The sequence below is a fragment of the Iocasia fonsfrigidae genome (assembly GCF_017751145.1).
GTDB classification, from domain to species: domain Bacteria; phylum Bacillota; class Halanaerobiia; order Halanaerobiales; family DTU029; genus Iocasia; species Iocasia fonsfrigidae.
In genome coordinates this window covers 1,244,367-1,261,488 of sequence record NZ_CP046640.1, presented here as the reverse complement: position 1 = coordinate 1,261,488, position 17,122 = coordinate 1,244,367, and the positions used below count along the sequence as shown (strand labels likewise).

General features: G+C 36.3%; 14 protein-coding genes and 1 pseudogene. 4 read left to right on the top strand and 11 right to left on the bottom strand.

All coding sequences use genetic code 11. The features are described 5' to 3' along the window. Positions 1-340: 340 nt before the first annotated feature. Positions 341-544: a cold shock domain-containing protein gene (locus GM661_RS05995; protein ID WP_125989113.1), complete on the bottom strand. Its 204-nt coding sequence runs from the start codon at positions 542-544 to the stop codon at positions 341-343. Positions 545-831: 287 nt separating this feature from the next. Between GM661_RS05995 and GM661_RS19105 the strand changes: the two are divergent. Further along, positions 832-1,112: pseudogene (locus GM661_RS19105) on the top strand (DNA/RNA nuclease SfsA). Between the two features lie 17 nt (positions 1,113-1,129). On the opposite strand, the gene GM661_RS05985 reads toward GM661_RS19105, so the two are convergent. From GM661_RS05985 to GM661_RS05975, 3 genes are read right to left on the bottom strand one after another with little or no spacing between them, the layout of a single operon-like run. Continuing rightward, a complete protein-coding gene (locus tag GM661_RS05985) occupies positions 1,130-1,516 on the bottom strand; it encodes an endonuclease Q family protein (protein WP_230869194.1) in 387 nt (128 codons plus the stop codon). Positions 1,517-1,534: 18 nt separating this feature from the next. Then, complete coding sequence (locus tag GM661_RS05980) at positions 1,535-1,897, bottom strand: DUF2089 domain-containing protein (protein ID WP_125989105.1); 363 nt, start codon at positions 1,895-1,897, stop codon at positions 1,535-1,537. A gap of 11 nt (positions 1,898-1,908) precedes the next feature. Next, positions 1,909-2,175, bottom strand: coding sequence for a hypothetical protein (locus GM661_RS05975; protein ID WP_125989103.1), 267 nt, complete (start codon positions 2,173-2,175; stop codon positions 1,909-1,911). A gap of 322 nt (positions 2,176-2,497) precedes the next feature. On the opposite strand from GM661_RS05975, the gene GM661_RS05970 reads away from it, so the two are divergent. Beyond that, positions 2,498-3,160 carry a YmaF family protein gene (locus GM661_RS05970; RefSeq protein ID WP_230869193.1) on the top strand — a complete coding sequence of 221 codons (663 nt, stop codon included), beginning with the start codon at positions 2,498-2,500 and terminating at the stop codon, positions 3,158-3,160. Between the two features lie 74 nt (positions 3,161-3,234). Here the strand turns inward: GM661_RS05970 and GM661_RS05965 are convergent, their stop codons facing one another. The 6 genes from GM661_RS05965 to GM661_RS05940 all read right to left on the bottom strand — a co-directional run bounded on the left by GM661_RS05965 (position 3,235) and on the right by GM661_RS05940 (position 13,178). Continuing rightward, positions 3,235-4,338, bottom strand: a complete 1,104-nt coding sequence (locus tag GM661_RS05965; RefSeq protein WP_230869192.1) for a hypothetical protein — start codon at positions 4,336-4,338, stop codon at positions 3,235-3,237. Further along, positions 4,313-4,612 (bottom strand): hypothetical protein, encoded by a 300-nt coding sequence (locus GM661_RS05960; protein WP_230869191.1) that lies wholly within the window; start codon positions 4,610-4,612, stop codon positions 4,313-4,315. The genes GM661_RS05965 and GM661_RS05960 overlap by 26 nt, the downstream gene beginning before the upstream one ends. 108 nt (positions 4,613-4,720) lie before the next feature. Beyond that, positions 4,721-6,016, bottom strand: coding sequence for a group II intron reverse transcriptase/maturase (gene ltrA, locus GM661_RS05955; RefSeq protein WP_125989631.1), 1,296 nt, complete (start codon positions 6,014-6,016; stop codon positions 4,721-4,723). 451 nt (positions 6,017-6,467) lie between these two features. After that, the gene (locus GM661_RS05950; protein WP_230869190.1) at positions 6,468-10,670 is read right to left on the bottom strand and encodes a coiled-coil domain-containing protein; all 4,203 of its coding nucleotides are present in this window, start codon (positions 10,668-10,670) and stop codon (positions 6,468-6,470) included. After that, entirely contained in the window at positions 10,654-11,427 is a 774-nt protein-coding gene (locus GM661_RS05945) for a DUF6063 family protein (protein WP_230869189.1), read from the bottom strand. The genes GM661_RS05950 and GM661_RS05945 overlap by 17 nt, the downstream gene beginning before the upstream one ends. Before the next feature lie 257 nt (positions 11,428-11,684). Next, positions 11,685-13,178 carry a hypothetical protein gene (locus tag GM661_RS05940; RefSeq protein WP_230869188.1) on the bottom strand — a complete coding sequence of 498 codons (1,494 nt, stop codon included), beginning with the start codon at positions 13,176-13,178 and terminating at the stop codon, positions 11,685-11,687. Positions 13,179-13,492: 314 nt separating this feature from the next. On the opposite strand from GM661_RS05940, the gene GM661_RS05935 reads away from it, so the two are divergent. Both GM661_RS05935 and GM661_RS05930 read left to right on the top strand, forming a co-directional pair. Beyond that, positions 13,493-13,801 carry a PadR family transcriptional regulator gene (locus GM661_RS05935; protein ID WP_230869187.1) on the top strand — a complete coding sequence of 103 codons (309 nt, stop codon included), beginning with the start codon at positions 13,493-13,495 and terminating at the stop codon, positions 13,799-13,801. 232 nt (positions 13,802-14,033) lie between these two features. Continuing rightward, positions 14,034-14,732 carry a hypothetical protein gene (locus GM661_RS05930; protein WP_230869186.1) on the top strand — a complete coding sequence of 233 codons (699 nt, stop codon included), beginning with the start codon at positions 14,034-14,036 and terminating at the stop codon, positions 14,730-14,732. Between the two features lie 69 nt (positions 14,733-14,801). Here the strand turns inward: GM661_RS05930 and recJ are convergent, their stop codons facing one another. Continuing rightward, positions 14,802-17,099: a single-stranded-DNA-specific exonuclease RecJ gene (recJ, locus tag GM661_RS05925; protein ID WP_230869185.1), complete on the bottom strand. Its 2,298-nt coding sequence runs from the start codon at positions 17,097-17,099 to the stop codon at positions 14,802-14,804. Between the last annotated feature and the right edge of the window lie 23 nt (positions 17,100-17,122).

Genomic DNA, 17,122 nt, shown 5'->3' with positions numbered 1-17,122 from the left:
CTGGGTTTTTATTTATTTGTAATATAGTAAATGTTGGTAAATCATAAAATTTTATAAAATTTACTTGTTGTCTATTTCTCTATACTTTCTTTTATATCCTGCTGATTTATTATAAATTATATTACTTTTCAGAAAAAATGCAGCTAATTACTGATTACTCCCCTTTAATATTTTTCATAATCAGAATTGAAGAAATAACTGTCCGACTAACTTGGCTGAATTTGCTAACAACATAATGACTAAAAAATTTACAAAAATAGGAGCCAGTAGATATAAAAAAACCCTGACTATAAAAATAGCCAGGGACTAGTTGTGCTATATATTAAAATAATAAATTATTTTATAATGCAACAACATTTGCAGCCTGTGGGCCACGTTCACCATCAACAACTTCAAATTCTACATCTTGACCTTCTTCTAAACTCTTAAAACCATCTGTCTGAATAGCAGAGAAATGCACAAAAACATCGTCTCCAGCTTCTCTTTCAATAAAGCCAAAACCTTTTTGATCATTAAACCATTTTACTTTTCCTGTGTAAACCATTAATTGAATTCCTCCTAAATTTTTTCAGGGCAAGTCTTACAATATTTTTCCATGCCCAACGAATATAACTATATCATACTATTAGTATAATAGCAATATAAAATTTTATACATGCCATCTTCTGGCATTAATTTATTTTATGATAACAATCTCCATATATATTTATTTTCAAATTTATTAACTATTTTTCTATTATGTAAAAACAAATTTGTGTACCAAATAATCATTGACTCCCTCTGTTCTATCAAAATATAATTCATATATAAGAAGACTGGGGGGGGAGCCAGGTGATCTATTCTACAAGCAAAGTAGCCCTATTCCCTGAGGCACCAACAAACAGAGAAACTAAACATGTTAAAGAGATGGTTAAAGCCAGGGAGTTATCTTTTTTCTTATTCAGATGAATGGAATAAACAATTTTATTCCAAATAAAAAAATGGATCCAGACTTTGCTTCTGCTTTAGAATATGCAGAAAAACAAGGAGTCAAGATCCTGGCTTACAATACCTATATTAGTGAAAATCAGATTGAATTAGCAGATAAAATAATGGTTAACATTACTCCATAAGTTTCATTTTTGAGCCTCTACTCTACAAAAACTTCAACTGTTGTATTGCTTTCTTCATCCTTAATATCAACAATTTTCCCTTCAGCACCATTTTTTATTGCCTTTATAATTTCTTCAAAATCAATATCTTTTAACTCATCAGCATTTAGTTCAGGTGAATAGGCTTTGGCTATTTTAAAACCAATATCTACCACGGATATTGGTATGTTAACATTAACTTTAGTCTTATCCTCTTCAGTCTTAACCCTTACCCTCAACCACTTTGCCTTAGAACCCCCAGAAGTAATAATCTGCTGTTCATCCTTACTATCAACGGCCTCAAGTAATTCCAAACCCTCTTTTGAATTAATCTTTCCTTCTTCAATCATTTTTAAGATTTGCATTTTTTCTTCATTAACACTCATTATTAAACCCCCCTTGTTTTATTCCGTTAAAAGTTTCAAAGCCTTATCTTTTGATATTTCGCCTTTACTTAATTTATCTAAAATTTCTTTTTTGTTTACTGCTGGTTTTTCCTGTCCTACAAACCCCAGTGATTTCCTTACCTCTTCCAGTTTGTTTCTTACAGTTGGATAAGATATACCAAGTTCTTTTTCCATCTCTTTAATGTTGCCCCTATTTTTAATAAATACTTCAATAAAATACTGCTGTTCTTTATCTAACTTACAGAATTTAGATAGTTCAAACTCACCTCTAATAATTGTTCTACATTTATTACAACTGATTTCTGTAACCTTAAGCTCATGGTTACAGACTGGACAACTACCAATAACTTTATAATCCATCAACCCACCCCCTATTTGGTATATATCCTTATAAAAACATGTTCATCCTGATCTTCTGTTTCTAAATGTACTAATTCAAATGGTTCCTCATTTTTAAGAACAGCAATCAAGCGGTCTATTTCTTGGGGATTAACCCTTTGACTCCCTCCTTTTGAAAGATGATGTGCAAAATGCTTATTGATAAATCTAAGCAAACTCCCTATTAGGCCTAATGGAATTGCTGGAATAGGTATATAATATCTATTTATTTTTAATTTAACTTTCAGTTTTCCAGCCATAATATATAATTACCCCTTTAAAATGTTTTAACTTTATTTAAATATTACTATAAATTTTTATAAATGTCAATGGTGATATTAATTTTTTTAATATTATTTTGTATTTTATTAATTATATTAATATTAAACTTACATATTTTTAATTTTATATTTAAAATTTGCTCATTCCTGTTCAACACCTTCATTCCTGCTTGGCTGTAAAACCATGATATTCTTTAACAAAACCAGCTTCTACACCAGTTGCTAAGTTGAATGAATTTTAACATTATAATCCTTATCTACATATTATATTGTAAATAATTGTATTATAAGGAGTGATTATGTGGGAAATTATCGTAATTATAATAATCAACACGTTCACAATTATAGTGGTGCAACTTCAGTAAATGACAACCATTTGCATAATTATAGTGGAACAACAAGTAGTGCAATTGAATATGGTGAAAGCCATTATCATAGGTATAGTGGTTGGACTACCACAAATGATGGTCACCGCCATTATTATGAAGGAAGGACTGGGCCTGCAATCAGAACTGCAGGAGGCCATATTCATCTTATGGAAGGCCAAACCACCTGGAATGATAATCACCGTCATTATTATGAAAATGATACAGGAAGAGCAATTAGCCAGGGCGGAGATAGAGACTGGGACCGGGATAGAGACTGGGACCGAGATAGAGACTGGGACCGGGATAGAGACTGGGACCGGGATAGAGACTGGGATCGGGATAGAGACTGGGACCGGGATAGAGACTGGGACCGGGATAGAGACTGGGATCGGGATAGAGACTGGGACCGGGATAGAGACTGGGACCGGGATAGAGACTGGGATCGGGATAGAGACTGGGATCGGGATAGAGACTGGGATCGGGATAGAGACTGGGATCGGGATAGAGACTGTGATCGGGATAGAGACTGGAATCAGGATAGAGACTGGGACCAGGAGAAAAACCTGGATCAAGATAGAGACCGGGATCAAGATTAGTCAAAAATCAAAAGTATAATAAAAATAAAGTGAGCTATCAACCACATTTAGTGAATTGATAGCTCTATCTTCAACTATACTCTCTTATTTGTTAATACCTCATATGTTATTAGCTCTTCTGGCAGTCTCAAGTCCTCATTCCAAAGTTGTTCAATCCTATCTACCATACTAGCTTTGACATCTTCAGCCTTTTTAAGTTCTCCAAGAATCTTTTCTAAGATAATATTATTTTTATTCTGCTGACTATTAATTGGATAAGCATTCAGAGAACCCTGTTTAATCATCTCCCGATAGTATACAGCGAAGAGTTCCAATTTATATTCTGGATATTTTTCTTTAAGCCGATAATAAATTAACCAGCCCTCCGGATCAATATCACCAGCATATTTTACCTCTACCTGCTGCCTGTTCTCTTTTTCCAGGTGGGCAAGTAATTCATCCAGAAATTTAAAGCTTTCAATAATGTGTTTCCCTTCTCCATAGATCAAGGTATCAGGGGCATATGAAAAAATATTATAGTCTGCCGTCAAGGCCCGTTTGCAGGCAATAAAAGCTGAATGGTTCTCCAGAATCAGTATTTTTTTGATCATAGTCCCCTTATTCCAATAGACAAACATCTGACTATACTTTTCTGCTTTAAGAGCAGCCAGATTAAGACTCAGAGAACTTAAAAATTTCCTCCCTTCAGCAGTAGACAAAAATTTTTCGTCAGCAAAAAGTTCCAGTGACCTCTCTTCACGGCTAGCCCATTCCCTATCATTTTTTTTGCAAAGGAATTCAGCCAATCTTAGTAGTCTTTCAGCCAGTTCTTTCGTCTGCAACCAAGGTCTTTTCAAATAATATCTAAGGTCCAGCTGCCGTGATAATTGAAAAATCAATTGATCCTGCCAGACTTGTACAGCATTTTTAACAACTAACTGCCAGCGGCTTTTAAGAACCGGCTGGCGGCTGTTATAAGTAGAACTCTTAATTGCTTTAATCCTACCCTTTTCCTCTTTTTCCTTTAATAGCTGGTATAAGGCCTGATAACCACCTGCTGATTGATAGGTACTCATACCACCTGTTTTTTTTATTAGAAATGTTTCCAGTTCTTCAAGCTCAAAACGTTTTCTTCCCTTTAGTTTACAATTCAAATACTGTTCAAATAATTTATTAAGTTCTGCGGATCCGTTCACCATAGATCACCTGCCCACTTACACTTACAACACCACGACCCTTCTCATCTGTCTTAATCTCCAGGGGATAAAAAACAGGGAACCTTTCACTAATCTCACTCTTAATAATCTCCGGAGCAGCAAAGGCAATTATCTGGAAATTAAGCTTATTGGCGATTTCAAAGATAGGGTCAAGGACATGAGATGCTGACGCCTTACCAAAAGGATTGTCCAGAAATAAGACAGTCCAGGGGTTTGTCTTATCAAGACGCTGCTTTTTATAATTTAGTAACATCATCATCATAAAGGCATTAATAGATAGGTCAAGTAAGCGGGGCTTTACAACCCCAACTCCTCACAGAACCGTACGTGCCCTATTTAGGCATACGGCTCTTCACTCGATTATTCACCTAACATAACTAGCACCAGCACCTAATCTATATAAATTTACTTTTATTCTTGGCTTGACAATAGGATATTTCTCCAAGAATATTTCGAACTTCTCCCAGTCAAAGCTTTTCTTTTGACTGCGTCTGTTTAACCATTTATAAACTAGCTTTTGAACCTCATCATACAGGCTATCAATACTTTTGCTGTTATCTGATACTGCATAATAGTTGTATGTTCCTGTTAGTTTTCTGTTTAACTTCCTCATTAGTTCTTTTACTGGAAGAGTTCTATTATATTTTAGCCAGGATTTACATCTCATTATACTACGATGATATCGCTTATTACTTGTCTTTCTCTTTAGTCGTTTGATTCCATCCTTACATTTACCCATATAATGGGTAAATCCAAGAAAATCAAATGTGTCATTGTCATCATCAGCAGATACATTTACTATCTTAGTTTTCTCTTCTGATAACTCTAAACCGAATTTGGATATTCTTTCTTTCATTGCTTTATAGAAGTATTTTACATCTTCTTTATACTGTAGGCAAAATATTATATCATCTGCGTATCTCACCATGTAAGCTTTACCCTTTAACTCTTTACGCATTGTTTTATTAAACCATAGGTCAACAACATGATGTAGATATAAATTCGCCATAATTGGAGAACAGACTCCACCTTGCGGTGTTCCTTGTGGAGTGTCATATTTTATTCCTGCCTCCATGACTCCAGCCCGAAGAAGTCTCGATATGAGTCGTTGTATATTAGGATCTTTAATTCGATGGTCAATGAATTTCATCATCCACCCGTGGTCTACATTATCAAAGAATCCTTTAATATCTGTATCAACTACATAGTTAATATCATCTCTGTTAACTATTCTTCCTAATATTCTCAAGGCATCATGACAGTTTCTTCCTGGACGAAAACCAAATGAACATTCAAGAAAGTCTTCTTCATATATCGCATTTAGAATCTTTGATAGTGCCTTTTGAACTAGTTTGTCTTCGTATGCTGGAATCCCTAGCGGTCTCTTCTTCCCATTTTCTTTTGGAATATATACCCTTTTCGCAGGTAATGGCCTATATGCCCATCTTTTCATTCTAGCTATTAAGCTCTTAACATTCCCTGGAAGATTCTTTCCATACTCCGCTTTTGTTACTTCATCTACTCCAGCTGCTTTGTTTCCAGCTAGTTCATGATGACATTTGACTATCAATTCATAATTAATTAGATGTATTAGTGATGTAAATCTTTCATTAGGTCTATTTCTAGCTACTTCAGCTATTCTTGCAAGTTTCGTTTCCACATTTTCACCTATCTCTGTGTATAGAATATGTTTCCCTTTTAAGATTAATCTTGTGTAATCGCCTTCCCATCCACAGGCATTACTCTGCTTCCTCGGTACTATGCGATTATCCGACTCCCTGTAATATTAGATGTCCTTACTTTGTTATCGCTTGGTTACATCCTATCTCTCTGCGTAGAAATTACAGGGCCTCCCAAGTTAACAATATCATATCTATGTATAGCATGCGGAGGTCTCCGACCCCGGGGTGTTATTGTATTCTCGCTTATCGAATACTATAATGTTGCCTTCTGCTCAGTCGACAGCATCGGCCTTTCCCAATCTCCAAGATTTCGAGGCTCAATCCCTTCAGCTAAATGCTTACCGCCTACTACCTAACTGTTTACGCTTAACATCTATGGTTACCCATTAAATGTCCAAAACTCGCTATGAGTGGTTTGCTAAACCTTCCTCAGTAGGATTCCCACCTACTATATGATATGCTCTTTTCTTGGCGCACCGACTGCCCTCCACTGGCTTCAGGTGTATCACCTTTACCCTGGATAACAGACTCCCAGTCAGCATAAAAGTAATCCTGAGGTTTAGCATATTGAAATTCATTTTTCTCTGTCATCTTATAGACCTGAAGAACAGGATAACGCCCACGGACAGCCCGGGAGAAAAGGGCAGCATCCCCCGTATAGTCTATCAACTGAGATTCACTTAATCTATCTATATTTATCCCGTCAGTATTGAATCTAGCAATTAACTCAACAAAGTACTCCCTAAGTTCTGGTATAATCTCTTCTTCCAGTTCAGGTAGAAAATCACTTCTGCGCATTCTGACCAGAGGAAAGGCATAACCCCGCTGATTATGAAAAACCATGTTATTAATCATTTCCTTCAAAGAGGTTATAATCCGCATGACATGCATAGCTGACCTTTCAGCCCACTGATTTCTGGCCCTTTCAGCCTCCGCTTTATTATCATCAAGCCGGTTAAGCTCATTATAAAGATATTCCCTGAAACTACTCAACATTTCATAATTAAAGTCATAATTATCGCTGCGGAAGTCCTCAATAATCCTCTCTCTAATTTTGATCTTTAATATATTATTTTTTATCAATTCATTTATATTTCGTTTAAAGGAATAAAAATCATCCGCTGTTTTCTGCTTTAATTCTTTTAGTTTCCCACTGACCTCCTGGTAATCATTAATCCATTGTTCAACTAGTTCAAAGGGGTTATCTTTAATCAGTTCTTCCAGTTTCTTATTAATTTCACCTTTATCAGCATCAAGCTGGTATAATTCTAATTTATTGATCAGATTACTCAGGCTGTTAATCTTTTCATTATATCCCTCAATCATATCTTCCAGTTCAACAAGGTACTTTTGACAATCCTCTAAAGAATCTTTAATCTCCAGCTCTTTCTGCTTGAGATCTACATCAAACCAGGAACGGGCTGTCTTATTGAAGCTTTCATTAATTTCATGATAAAGTTCTTCTGTCTGTTTTTTACTATTTTTAATCTCACCAGTCAGGATATTTATTTTCCTATCAAAAAGGCTAATTTCTTCCTTCTGTTTAGCTATCTGCTTACATACAGGCTCTAAACTTACCTTTAATTCCTCTTCACTCTTAAAATCATAAGTATATTCCTGCCACTCAGGATCAAGGGTATATAATTCGTCTTCCTCTTTTAGCAGCATGTTTTTTAGAGAATCCTGTTTTTCTCGTAGATACTTTATTTCAGCACTCTTATCATCTTCTTTTTTTTCCAGGTCAAGGAGATTTTGATAGAAATAGTTGACCCTGGAATCACGGTAATCATATAAAACAGGGTAATTCTGCTGTTCTATAGCCAGATCCTTTTCTTCAAAACCGACATCTGGCACTATTTCATCCAGTTCAAGGAGAAACCTCCTTAAATCCTTCAGCCAGTTCTCTTTTTCACTGCCTATTTTTAAGTAAAGATTCCTATTCTCATCTCGCTTATTACTATTCTGGGATAATTTATCTTCCAGGACAGTAAGTTTTTCTCTAATCCTGTTTATCTCTTGTCCGGCCTCTTCCAGTTCAGCGCTCTCTTTGGCAAAATCCTTTATCCCTCTATAATCATTTTCCAGTCTATCTTTCCTGGCTTCTGCAGCTATTATTTTTTCCTGAAAAAAATCCCTTTCTTCCTGTAACTGAAGCAGTTTTTTCTGGTTCTCTTCAATTTGCGACTCCAGCTCAACTATCTCATCTTTTGATTTTGATAATTCAACTGCCAATTCCTGTGAAGACTTTTCCTGCAGCAGCCTTTCTGCCGAATAATCTATCCTTCTAATATGCTCAATCTTCTTATCAATAGCTGCAGTGGTTTCAGTAATCTCTTCCTGCTGGCTGCTCAGACTATTATACCATTCCTGATAATTTTCAACTGAAAATATAAATCTCTTCTCCCGGCCGGATACTAATTTAAAGGAATCTTCTATTTCATTCTTTTCCAGCTGGTGATTAATATAAATCGGCACAGCATTACGGAATAACTCTTCTTCAGGTAGATTTTTCTTAATCTGTTCCCAATCTGCCTCATACATCAAGACTAGTCCATAGGAAAGCAGTGGAAATTTTTCAATTAATTCTTCACCTTGATCTACTAGATTTAATAGGAAATCACTCCCATAATAGACCTTAATATCCAGGTCTGAAATCATTCTATAGAGACGTTTCTGATCATAATTGGCTATCCAGAAGTCTTTATCATTTAACGACAGATCCAACTCTAACTCATATCTCCGGTTATTTAGATCCCCCCGTCGGCTTGTTTTCTCAGCCAACAATTTATTTAAACTAATTCTTTTCTCCACAAGCCAGTCTTTATTATAGACATCTTTAAATTTATCTAGATTCAGGAGCTTAACCAGATTTAGACGTATATTCTCTTCTTCACTCTTTCTTTCTTTTGACAGGCACTCTATCTCCTGATATCTATCTTCTCTATGAGCCAGTTCAATCTTCAGCTCAGCTATTTTATTTTTTAGAGATTCAATATTTTCACCTTTTTTCGCTTTCTCTTCTATTAAGTGATTAATTTTGCTGTTTTCCTTCTCCAGTTCAGCAGCTATTTGTTCCTGGAGATAAGAGGGTGTACTCAACTGAAGGGGATTAAATCTGGCTGAGAGTTTTTCCTGTTTTTCGGCCAGTTTAGCTTTCTTTTCTTCATAACGGGCAATCTTTAACTCCCGTTCCCTGATATTAATTTTCAGATTCTGTTCTTCCTGTTTCAGGCTTTTTTCTTCAGATTTTAGGTGATTTTGATAAACAGCAATATCCTGACTGCTTTCTTCCAGTCTTTCTTTAAGTTCCGGCCAGCTTTTGACAATATTCTCTTTAGTTTTGCTTATTGCATCCCGGAGATTAGATAAACCAGCCGCCTCTTTCAGATAGTCTATTCTCTCTTTAGTATGCTGTAAGTCCTTCTGATACCCCTGATAAACCAGGTAATGCTGGTTTAACTGTAGTAATTTTTTCCTTTCTTTTAGCTCCAAAAGACCTTCCTGTAATCCTTGAAACCCTTTCTCATACTCCGATTTTTCTGTTTTCAATCTATTTAACTCCCGCAATTTGCCAGCATATTTTAGATTAGCCTCTTCATATTCTAATTCCAGAATTATATCACTGGTTTTATTCTTTTCATCCCTGCTGCGGTCCAGTTCATTTTTAAGAAAAGACTGTCTGGTCTTTAAAGCATGGAGATAATTATTTCCCCGTTCCCTGGTCATCTGTCTGGACTTCTTTAATTTCATACCGTGTTCAGCATCAGTTAGTAGTGGTATGACCATCTGTAAGAGTTGATTGATATCTTCTGTCCGGGAGATGAGTTCAGGTAGATTCCTGGCAATCTTTATATTATCAACAAACATACTAAGCAGGGATTTATCATTTTCCCCACTCCGGGAATTAATACTCTCACTAACTGCAGGTATAATCAGTTTATCAAAAAGGGCCTGATTATCTTTAGACCGGGAAAAATATTGCTCCAGACCTCCCTCTGAACGGTTAATCATTTTCATGATTTCCCATTCTGAACGATAGATACCGTGGCTGGCCAGATATTGATAATAGTCAGAATTTAAACTCTGTACTGAGCTTTTATAGTATTTTATAAATTGCTGTTTATTCTCATCAATAAAAGCCTCTAATTTATCATAATCCAGGACTCCACCTGCCGATTTACTATATAAAGGGAGATTTTTTAGACTAAATCTACTCTCCCCAGTATATTTATGCGTATAAAGAAAATACTTTAACCCTACTTTACCATCACTATCCTCTGTATCTTTCTGCCAACGGGCTGAAACACAGATACCACTCAGAAGCTTTTTATTATCCAGGCCATCTAGGTCCCATTCCAGGCCTACATGAAAGGTATATGGTTTAAAGACATTATAACGGTCATAAAACATGCCTTCCAGTTTATTACCATTATTACTTCCCCAGGAAATCCCCGGCAGCATCAGCTGAAATATCAATTGCAGTATAACACCCTTACCATTACCATTCTTTAGTGTGAAAAGGCTGTGATCCCCTTTGTTGCCGGGACTAAGATCAAATATTGAGTTTTCATGTCGTTTATTAAAACCTTCATATTTACTACCACAGATCCTTATCTTACTCAATCTCGGCATTTTCTTTTTCCTCCTGCTTTTTTCTGCTTTCTTCAATTAATTTCTTAAAATCCTTATAGCGCCTCTGGTCATGGTATAGATGGTCAATCCTTTCATATAAGACAGGTTTAGGAATAATCTTCAACTCATCACTATTATCGATAATCAAACCCTGATCTGCCAGCGGCTTCAGGGCTGTATTAATAAAACTCAAGCGGTTATTTTTCGTCCTGGTTACATCAACACTGTCGTCAACCTGGCTCAACTTAAACTCACTGAATTCAGTCAACCATAATTCAGCAATCTGATCAACAGCCAGTGACCACTGCTGACTAAATTTACTATCATCCTCTTTCCGTTCCTGCCAGGCTGTTATGGTAGCAGTAACCAAGTCGGCCAGCCGGTAATAACTGATCCCCTCTTCTTCCCAACGTATACGCACATGGCTTTCTTTATCAATTTCTGCCAGAAAAATAGAGATTATAATATTGGCCAGATAGAAATACCGCTTTCTCTTCAAACCCGAATACTTTTCCTTCATCTGGGTATATGAATTAGCAAAATTCGACCCCCGGGCCTTACTTAGTAGATGAACATGCTGTGGTGTCATAAAAACCCTTAATCCTCCCTCAGCTGCAATACTATTGACTACACTACGCAGTTCACTATCACTGCGGTATTTCTCAGCTAATGGATCTGAAAGCGGAACAATCTGTTCATTTAATAATTTAAAGAAAAAGGCCGCCCCTTCTTCTATTTGATTTTGATTAACAGGCATAGATATTCCTCCTTCGAATAATTATTTTTTCTATATAAGGTTCTTTCATAATAGACCTTTTGCATAATTGAATTGTTATCCAGAATTAAAACGGAGCAGAATTTAGTAAAGACAATTATGAAAAGGCTGTTTTGCTGTTTGACCGTAGGGAGTTTAAAACAGCCCTAATTGGCTGAAACTCAATTCGTTGCGGAGTTTTTGTCTGGGAACAATCAATTATGCAAGACGCTTATATAATAGTTATAATATAGGGGGTTCTAGTCTACTACATATAAAATATATGGTGATATTTCAAATTCTTCTCCCAGTTTCACCTTTTCAGCTCCTGTTTCTAAACTGGCTGTCATCTTTTTACCAATAAGTCTTTTAAACTGCTGATTCTTTTCCAATAATTTATTAAATAAAACCAGCCGTTCATCTAGTCCAGCAAACTCCTCATTTATTTCTCTGAGTCTTATCTCAGTTATAATAAACATCATGAACAACTCCAGATTCTTCTCCTGGGAAAGCCATCTCCGCTGTTCATCTGCAGCCAGTAGTGTAAGCTTATTTAAAGGATACTGGCCACTTCTCAACAATTCTTCAAAAACCCTCTCCCAGAGTTCAACCAGCAGACCCCAGTCAAGCTCTTTTAAAACAGGTTCTTCTTCTTCCCACTCCTCTTCATCCTCATAATCTTCTTCCTGTAGATAAGTATAGAGCTGCTGTTCAGACCAGGCCCAGTCCAGTGGGAAGATAAAGCCCTGTTCTGGTGAAAAAAGGGGGGCTATAAGCTCAGTCAACAAATCCATATCAGATAAACCGGAACTAATTATCGTATCCTGCCAAAAATCTTTCTTAAAACTCGTCTGGGCTGTCTTCCAGAAAATATCGGGATTTTCTCTCCTGATTTCCAGTTCCAATGATAAATTAGAGATAGTCAGTTCAGCCAGCCGGTCATGTAAAGCCCTGGCTCTTTCCAGTTCTTCAAAGAGGAGTTCACCCTCTTTTTTCTGCTCACCTGAAAACCTACCCAGTCTATCTCTCCATCTGAACATATCATTAAAAACCTTTTTCTCATCTTCAAATTGTTTTCTTACTTCAACCTCTGTCCGTTTTTTTCTTTCCTGACGAGCTGAGAATATTAACCCTGGATTACGCATAATATCTTCCCGCCAGTTCTTTTCATTTTTGATCAAGGTTCTAACCCGGGCTATCAGGTTACTGACACTACTCTTGGCTTCTGTAAAATTACCATTTTTGATCAACTGCAAGGTATAGAATTGTTCCAGGTCAAAACCGAATTCCTGTAAAACCTCTCTGGTAAGAAAAATAATCTCCTGGGAGGTTTCTGTTAACATATAGACTGTACTACCACCTTCATCCCAGCGGGAGGCTTCCCGGTCAGGGACTAGATACCTATACTTAAACTCACGGTGTTCCCGTAAATTTTCATCAAAAAGCATAACAGAAAAGGGAGCCTGCTGACGAGGATCCCCTGAATATAACACTCCATCCACCAGACGCTCAAGTTGTTCATTTGAAGCAGTAAACTTCATCTCCTCGATTATCTGAGCAGTCATTTCTATCAAGTCATTTTTAGTGCGCTGTAAATTATTATTAATCTCGCGGTAAAAAACCTTAAGTAATAAGTATAGTGCTATTTGATGGGTATAATCATTTAATTCACCTAGATCCATACCCTGACCCAATCTGGAAATAGCAGCTGTCTTTTTCAATCGTTCATATAATCCAGTACTCGCTTCATCCATAAAATCACCTATTGTTAATGCAATTATTTTTAATGCAATTATTTTTAATACTACTATACTTGCAGAGATATATTAATCTTATCAGATTTATCCTGTTTGCAGACTACTCTACTCTAATGATATTTTACATCAAACCATTAGATCTTGCAATTCTTCAACCAGATTATCTATTAACCTTTTTATTTTTCCATACAATTCGGGAGTCAATGAGCAAAAGCTGTTTCACTTGACAATAATTATATCTAAGTATACAATATTGTTGTACGATATCGTATTTAGATAATAATAATTTAACTAGATGAGGTGTAAACCAAGTGAAGAACAGAATATTACGAAAGATGTTTTTAGCCTTTATGAGGGTCCATATCCTACATCATGCCAAACAAGAACCCTTTTTTGGCCTCTGGATGATAGAAGAACTACAAAGCCATGGTTATAAAGTTAGTGCAGGAACCCTCTATCCCATTCTCCATAAAATGGAACAAGATGGAATACTGGAGGCCACTGAAAAAACTATTGAGAGTAAGGTCAGAAAATACTATTCACTGACCAAAGATGGTGAAGAAATTCTTAATGAAGCTATAGAAAAAGCCAAAGAACTGTTTAATGAAATTATTGAATAAAATCATAACTATATCCTTGAAATACCAACAATATAAAGGAGCAAAGTCCAGGATTAGTAACTTTATAAGAGGAGCTTTCCTGTGTTTACATTATCAGCAATGGCAGCCTAATTATAACACATTCTAATAGTATTGCTGATAAATATGGTGAAACCATCATCTCTTTAAATAATGGGCAGATCGAAAATGTAGAAGACAGAAGGACGTAAAATTAGGGAGGTCGAATTTATAAATGAATAATATACAGATGATTTACAATTCCTTATGGAAAAAATCAAGTACAAACTTTAGAAATAATATAGTTGAACTTGATAATAATTTAAACAGGAAATCAAAAGACAAACGCCGGGGTATTAGCTTAATTGGGAGGCTGGATAGTGAAATCATAAGAAAAATAATAGATTTCCTGGGTCACTGCCAATTATTAGAGCCTGATCAATATTATTATCAAGCAGAAGATATCCATCTAACAATTCTATCAATTATTTCCTGTTATGAAGGATTCACTCTAAATAATTTTCCCAGAGAAGCTTATGGTAAAATAATAGCAAAGTCAATTGATGAACAAGCTGAGCAGGGTCCTATAAAAATTTCATTTCAAGGGATAACTGCTTCTCCCTCCTGTATTATGGTTCAGGGATTTCCTCAGAGCAACAGACTAAAATTATTACGGGAATGTTTAAGGGACAACTTTAAAAGTTCAAGCCTAGAAAATTCTATTGATCAGAGATATAAACTGGAGACTGCTCATTCTACAGTCATTAGATTTAAAAAACCATTGGCCAGTAATAAACCTTTCCTCGATCATTTAAAAAGTTATAGGGAATATGATTTTGGAGATTGTCAGCTTAAAAAGCTTGATTTAGTTTATAATGACTGGTATATGAGCAGTGCAAAACTATCTCAAATCAAGACTTTCCAATTAGAATAAACCTATTTTTCTACTTCCAGGGAAGTACAAAACACATAAGTCTTAGCCAGACTTGTCTTCTAACTAAAATTAACCAATCAAATTTTTTATAATTGATAGATCCATTGAAAGGATATATTTTATAAATGACCTTGTTTCTGAAATAAGATCTTTGATGTTTTTCAGGTACATTTTATTTTCATGCTTTACCTTGCCTTCCCCATTTCTAACAATATAATATCTGGGATTAAAACTATTTAAACTAATATATCCTTTAGCCTCAAGGTACTGCAGACCTGCCACAATAGTACTCTCCAGTTGACCGGTTAGTACGGCTATTTGATAGACGTCTAGCTGTCCACCTTTTTTATTTATTATATACTTTATTAAGCCAGTCAGCTGCTGCAAAAAAGTACTACCAGTAATATCAGCTTTTGAAAAAGCCAGCACCAGTTTTGCAGGTCTATTGGCATAGATTAATTCCCTAAATATCTCCAGTGAAGGTGGACAGCTTAATAAAACCAGGCTCTTTTTATCAGTCAGCTGATAACGGTTAATTATCTCCTTATCTTTTATCTTATTTATTCCCTCATAATAATAAGCAGCATCAGCAAAAACAGGTAGCTCCAATTTCTTGCCCTGCCAGTTTCGGTAATCAAGCAGCTCAAATTCCAGACCATTACTTTTTTCCACTACCTTTTCAACTTGTCTGTTTTCAGTCAAGATATCATCAACAAGCAGTTGTAGTATTCTTTCTCCCTGAAAATCATTGATGTCCAGGGAATAGATTAGATCAACTTTCTTAGCCAGTTTCTTCTTGCCAGCCCACCACCAGATAGCAGAATGTTGCACTCCATTCTGAGCCAGAATCAAACGCAGATGACGATCACCGCTAGTAGTCCTACTATGAATAAGTTCTGTATCATAAGCGATAAATTTAGGTTTTGGATTCTGTTCCCCAAAGGGGGCCAGTCTTCTTAAAGCATAATAATCCTTCTTGCCAACTTTATCCAGAGATAATTCCCCATCAATATCAATCACTCGATCTGTTTCTTTTTCAGCTAACTCTTTAGCTAAAAGACTACTTATATTCTTACTAAAACCGGTCAGATTGTCTCGTTGCAGAGAGAAACCAGCTGCTCCAGCATGGCCACCATATTTAGTCAGATATCTTTTGCATTCTTTTAACTGCTGAATAATATTAATACTGGGAATAGAACGGGCAGAACCAGTCACGGTCTGACCATCATCTTTCTGACACATTAATAAAACTGGAACCTGGTAATCCTCACACAACCTGCCAGCAGCAATACCAATAACACCTTGCTTCCAGTGAGGACGGTATAAAACAATCGACTTCCTGTCTCGGTTTTCTCCCAGCATCTCCAGGGCTTCCTCAATTACTTTATCCTGTAATTTTTTCCGGCGCTGATTAACTGCTTCCAGTTCTATAGCTTTTTTCCGGGCTAAAAATTCTTCATCTGCTAACAATAATTCTACTGCCAGATCTGCTTTTAATATTCGACCAGCGGAATTAAGCCTAGGTGCTATTCTGAAGGCAATATCTTCTTCAGTCATATTTTGGGGATCAGCTATACCGGCCACTTTAAATAATTCAATTAGACCAGGTCTTTTCGTATTAACCAGTTCTGGTAAACCTAGCTGTAAAAGGTAACGGTTTTCTTCCAGTAAGGGGACCACATCAGCAACAATGGCCATAGATAATAAATCCAGAAAATCCTTGCTTTCTTCTGCTATTCCCAGCTTGTTCAAAATAGCAACAGCCAGGAAATAAGCCATACCGGCCCCAGGAATATTAAAGGCCTGATGATCCTCGGCCAGTAGTTTAGCTGAAAGAATAAGGTCAGCCAGCGGAAGTTTATCTGGTAACTGGTGATGGTCTGTTACGATTACCTCCAGACCCAGTTCTTTAGCCAGAGCAATCTCTTCCTGATTGGAGATACCACAGTCACAGGTAATGATTAAATCTACTTCTCCGGCCAGTCTCCTGAGCACTGCTTTATTCATCCCATAACCCTCTTTAAATCTATCAGGTAGATGGTAGACAGCCTGCCCCTTTATTTTATTGAGCAAATCCAGCAGAATCACCGTTGAGGTTACACCATCTACATCATAATCACCATAAATACAAATCTTTTTCTTAGCTTTAACTGCAGTTAATATCCTATCCACGGCCTCTTCCATCCCGGGAAACTCAGCTGGAACAGTTGCCTGATAATGTTCAGGATCCAGAAAACGTTTGACTTTTTCTTGGGTATTAATGCCTCTCTGTAATAATATCCTGGCCAGCAGCTGATTACCATCCAGCTCTCGCTCTAACCATTCCGGTATATAGATATCTTTTTGATAATTAATTGCTGTTTTCATTCTATCACCTCAACCATTCCTCT

What these genes read in the sequence shown, in the direction of transcription:
- GM661_RS05995 (WP_125989113.1), bottom strand. Translation starts at nt 544, where the DNA reads ATGGTTTACACAGGAAAAGTAAAATGGTTTAATGATCAAAAAGGTTTT.
- GM661_RS05985 (WP_230869194.1), bottom strand. Translation starts at nt 1,516, where the DNA reads ATGAGTGTTAATGAAGAAAAAATGCAAATCTTAAAAATGATTGAAGAA.
- GM661_RS05980 (WP_125989105.1), bottom strand. Translation starts at nt 1,897, where the DNA reads ATGGATTATAAAGTTATTGGTAGTTGTCCAGTCTGTAACCATGAGCTT.
- GM661_RS05975 (WP_125989103.1), bottom strand. Translation starts at nt 2,175, where the DNA reads ATGGCTGGAAAACTGAAAGTTAAATTAAAAATAAATAGATATTATATA.
- GM661_RS05965 (WP_230869192.1), bottom strand. Translation starts at nt 4,338, where the DNA reads ATGGTGAACGGATCCGCAGAACTTAATAAATTATTTGAACAGTATTTG.
- GM661_RS05960 (WP_230869191.1), bottom strand. Translation starts at nt 4,612, where the DNA reads ATGATGTTACTAAATTATAAAAAGCAGCGTCTTGATAAGACAAACCCC.
- GM661_RS05950 (WP_230869190.1), bottom strand. Translation starts at nt 10,670, where the DNA reads ATGCCGAGATTGAGTAAGATAAGGATCTGTGGTAGTAAATATGAAGGT.
- GM661_RS05945 (WP_230869189.1), bottom strand. Translation starts at nt 11,427, where the DNA reads ATGCCTGTTAATCAAAATCAAATAGAAGAAGGGGCGGCCTTTTTCTTT.
- GM661_RS05940 (WP_230869188.1), bottom strand. Translation starts at nt 13,178, where the DNA reads ATGGATGAAGCGAGTACTGGATTATATGAACGATTGAAAAAGACAGCT.
- GM661_RS05930 (WP_230869186.1), top strand. Translation starts at nt 14,034, where the DNA reads ATGAATAATATACAGATGATTTACAATTCCTTATGGAAAAAATCAAGT.
- recJ (WP_230869185.1), bottom strand. Translation starts at nt 17,099, where the DNA reads ATGAAAACAGCAATTAATTATCAAAAAGATATCTATATACCGGAATGG.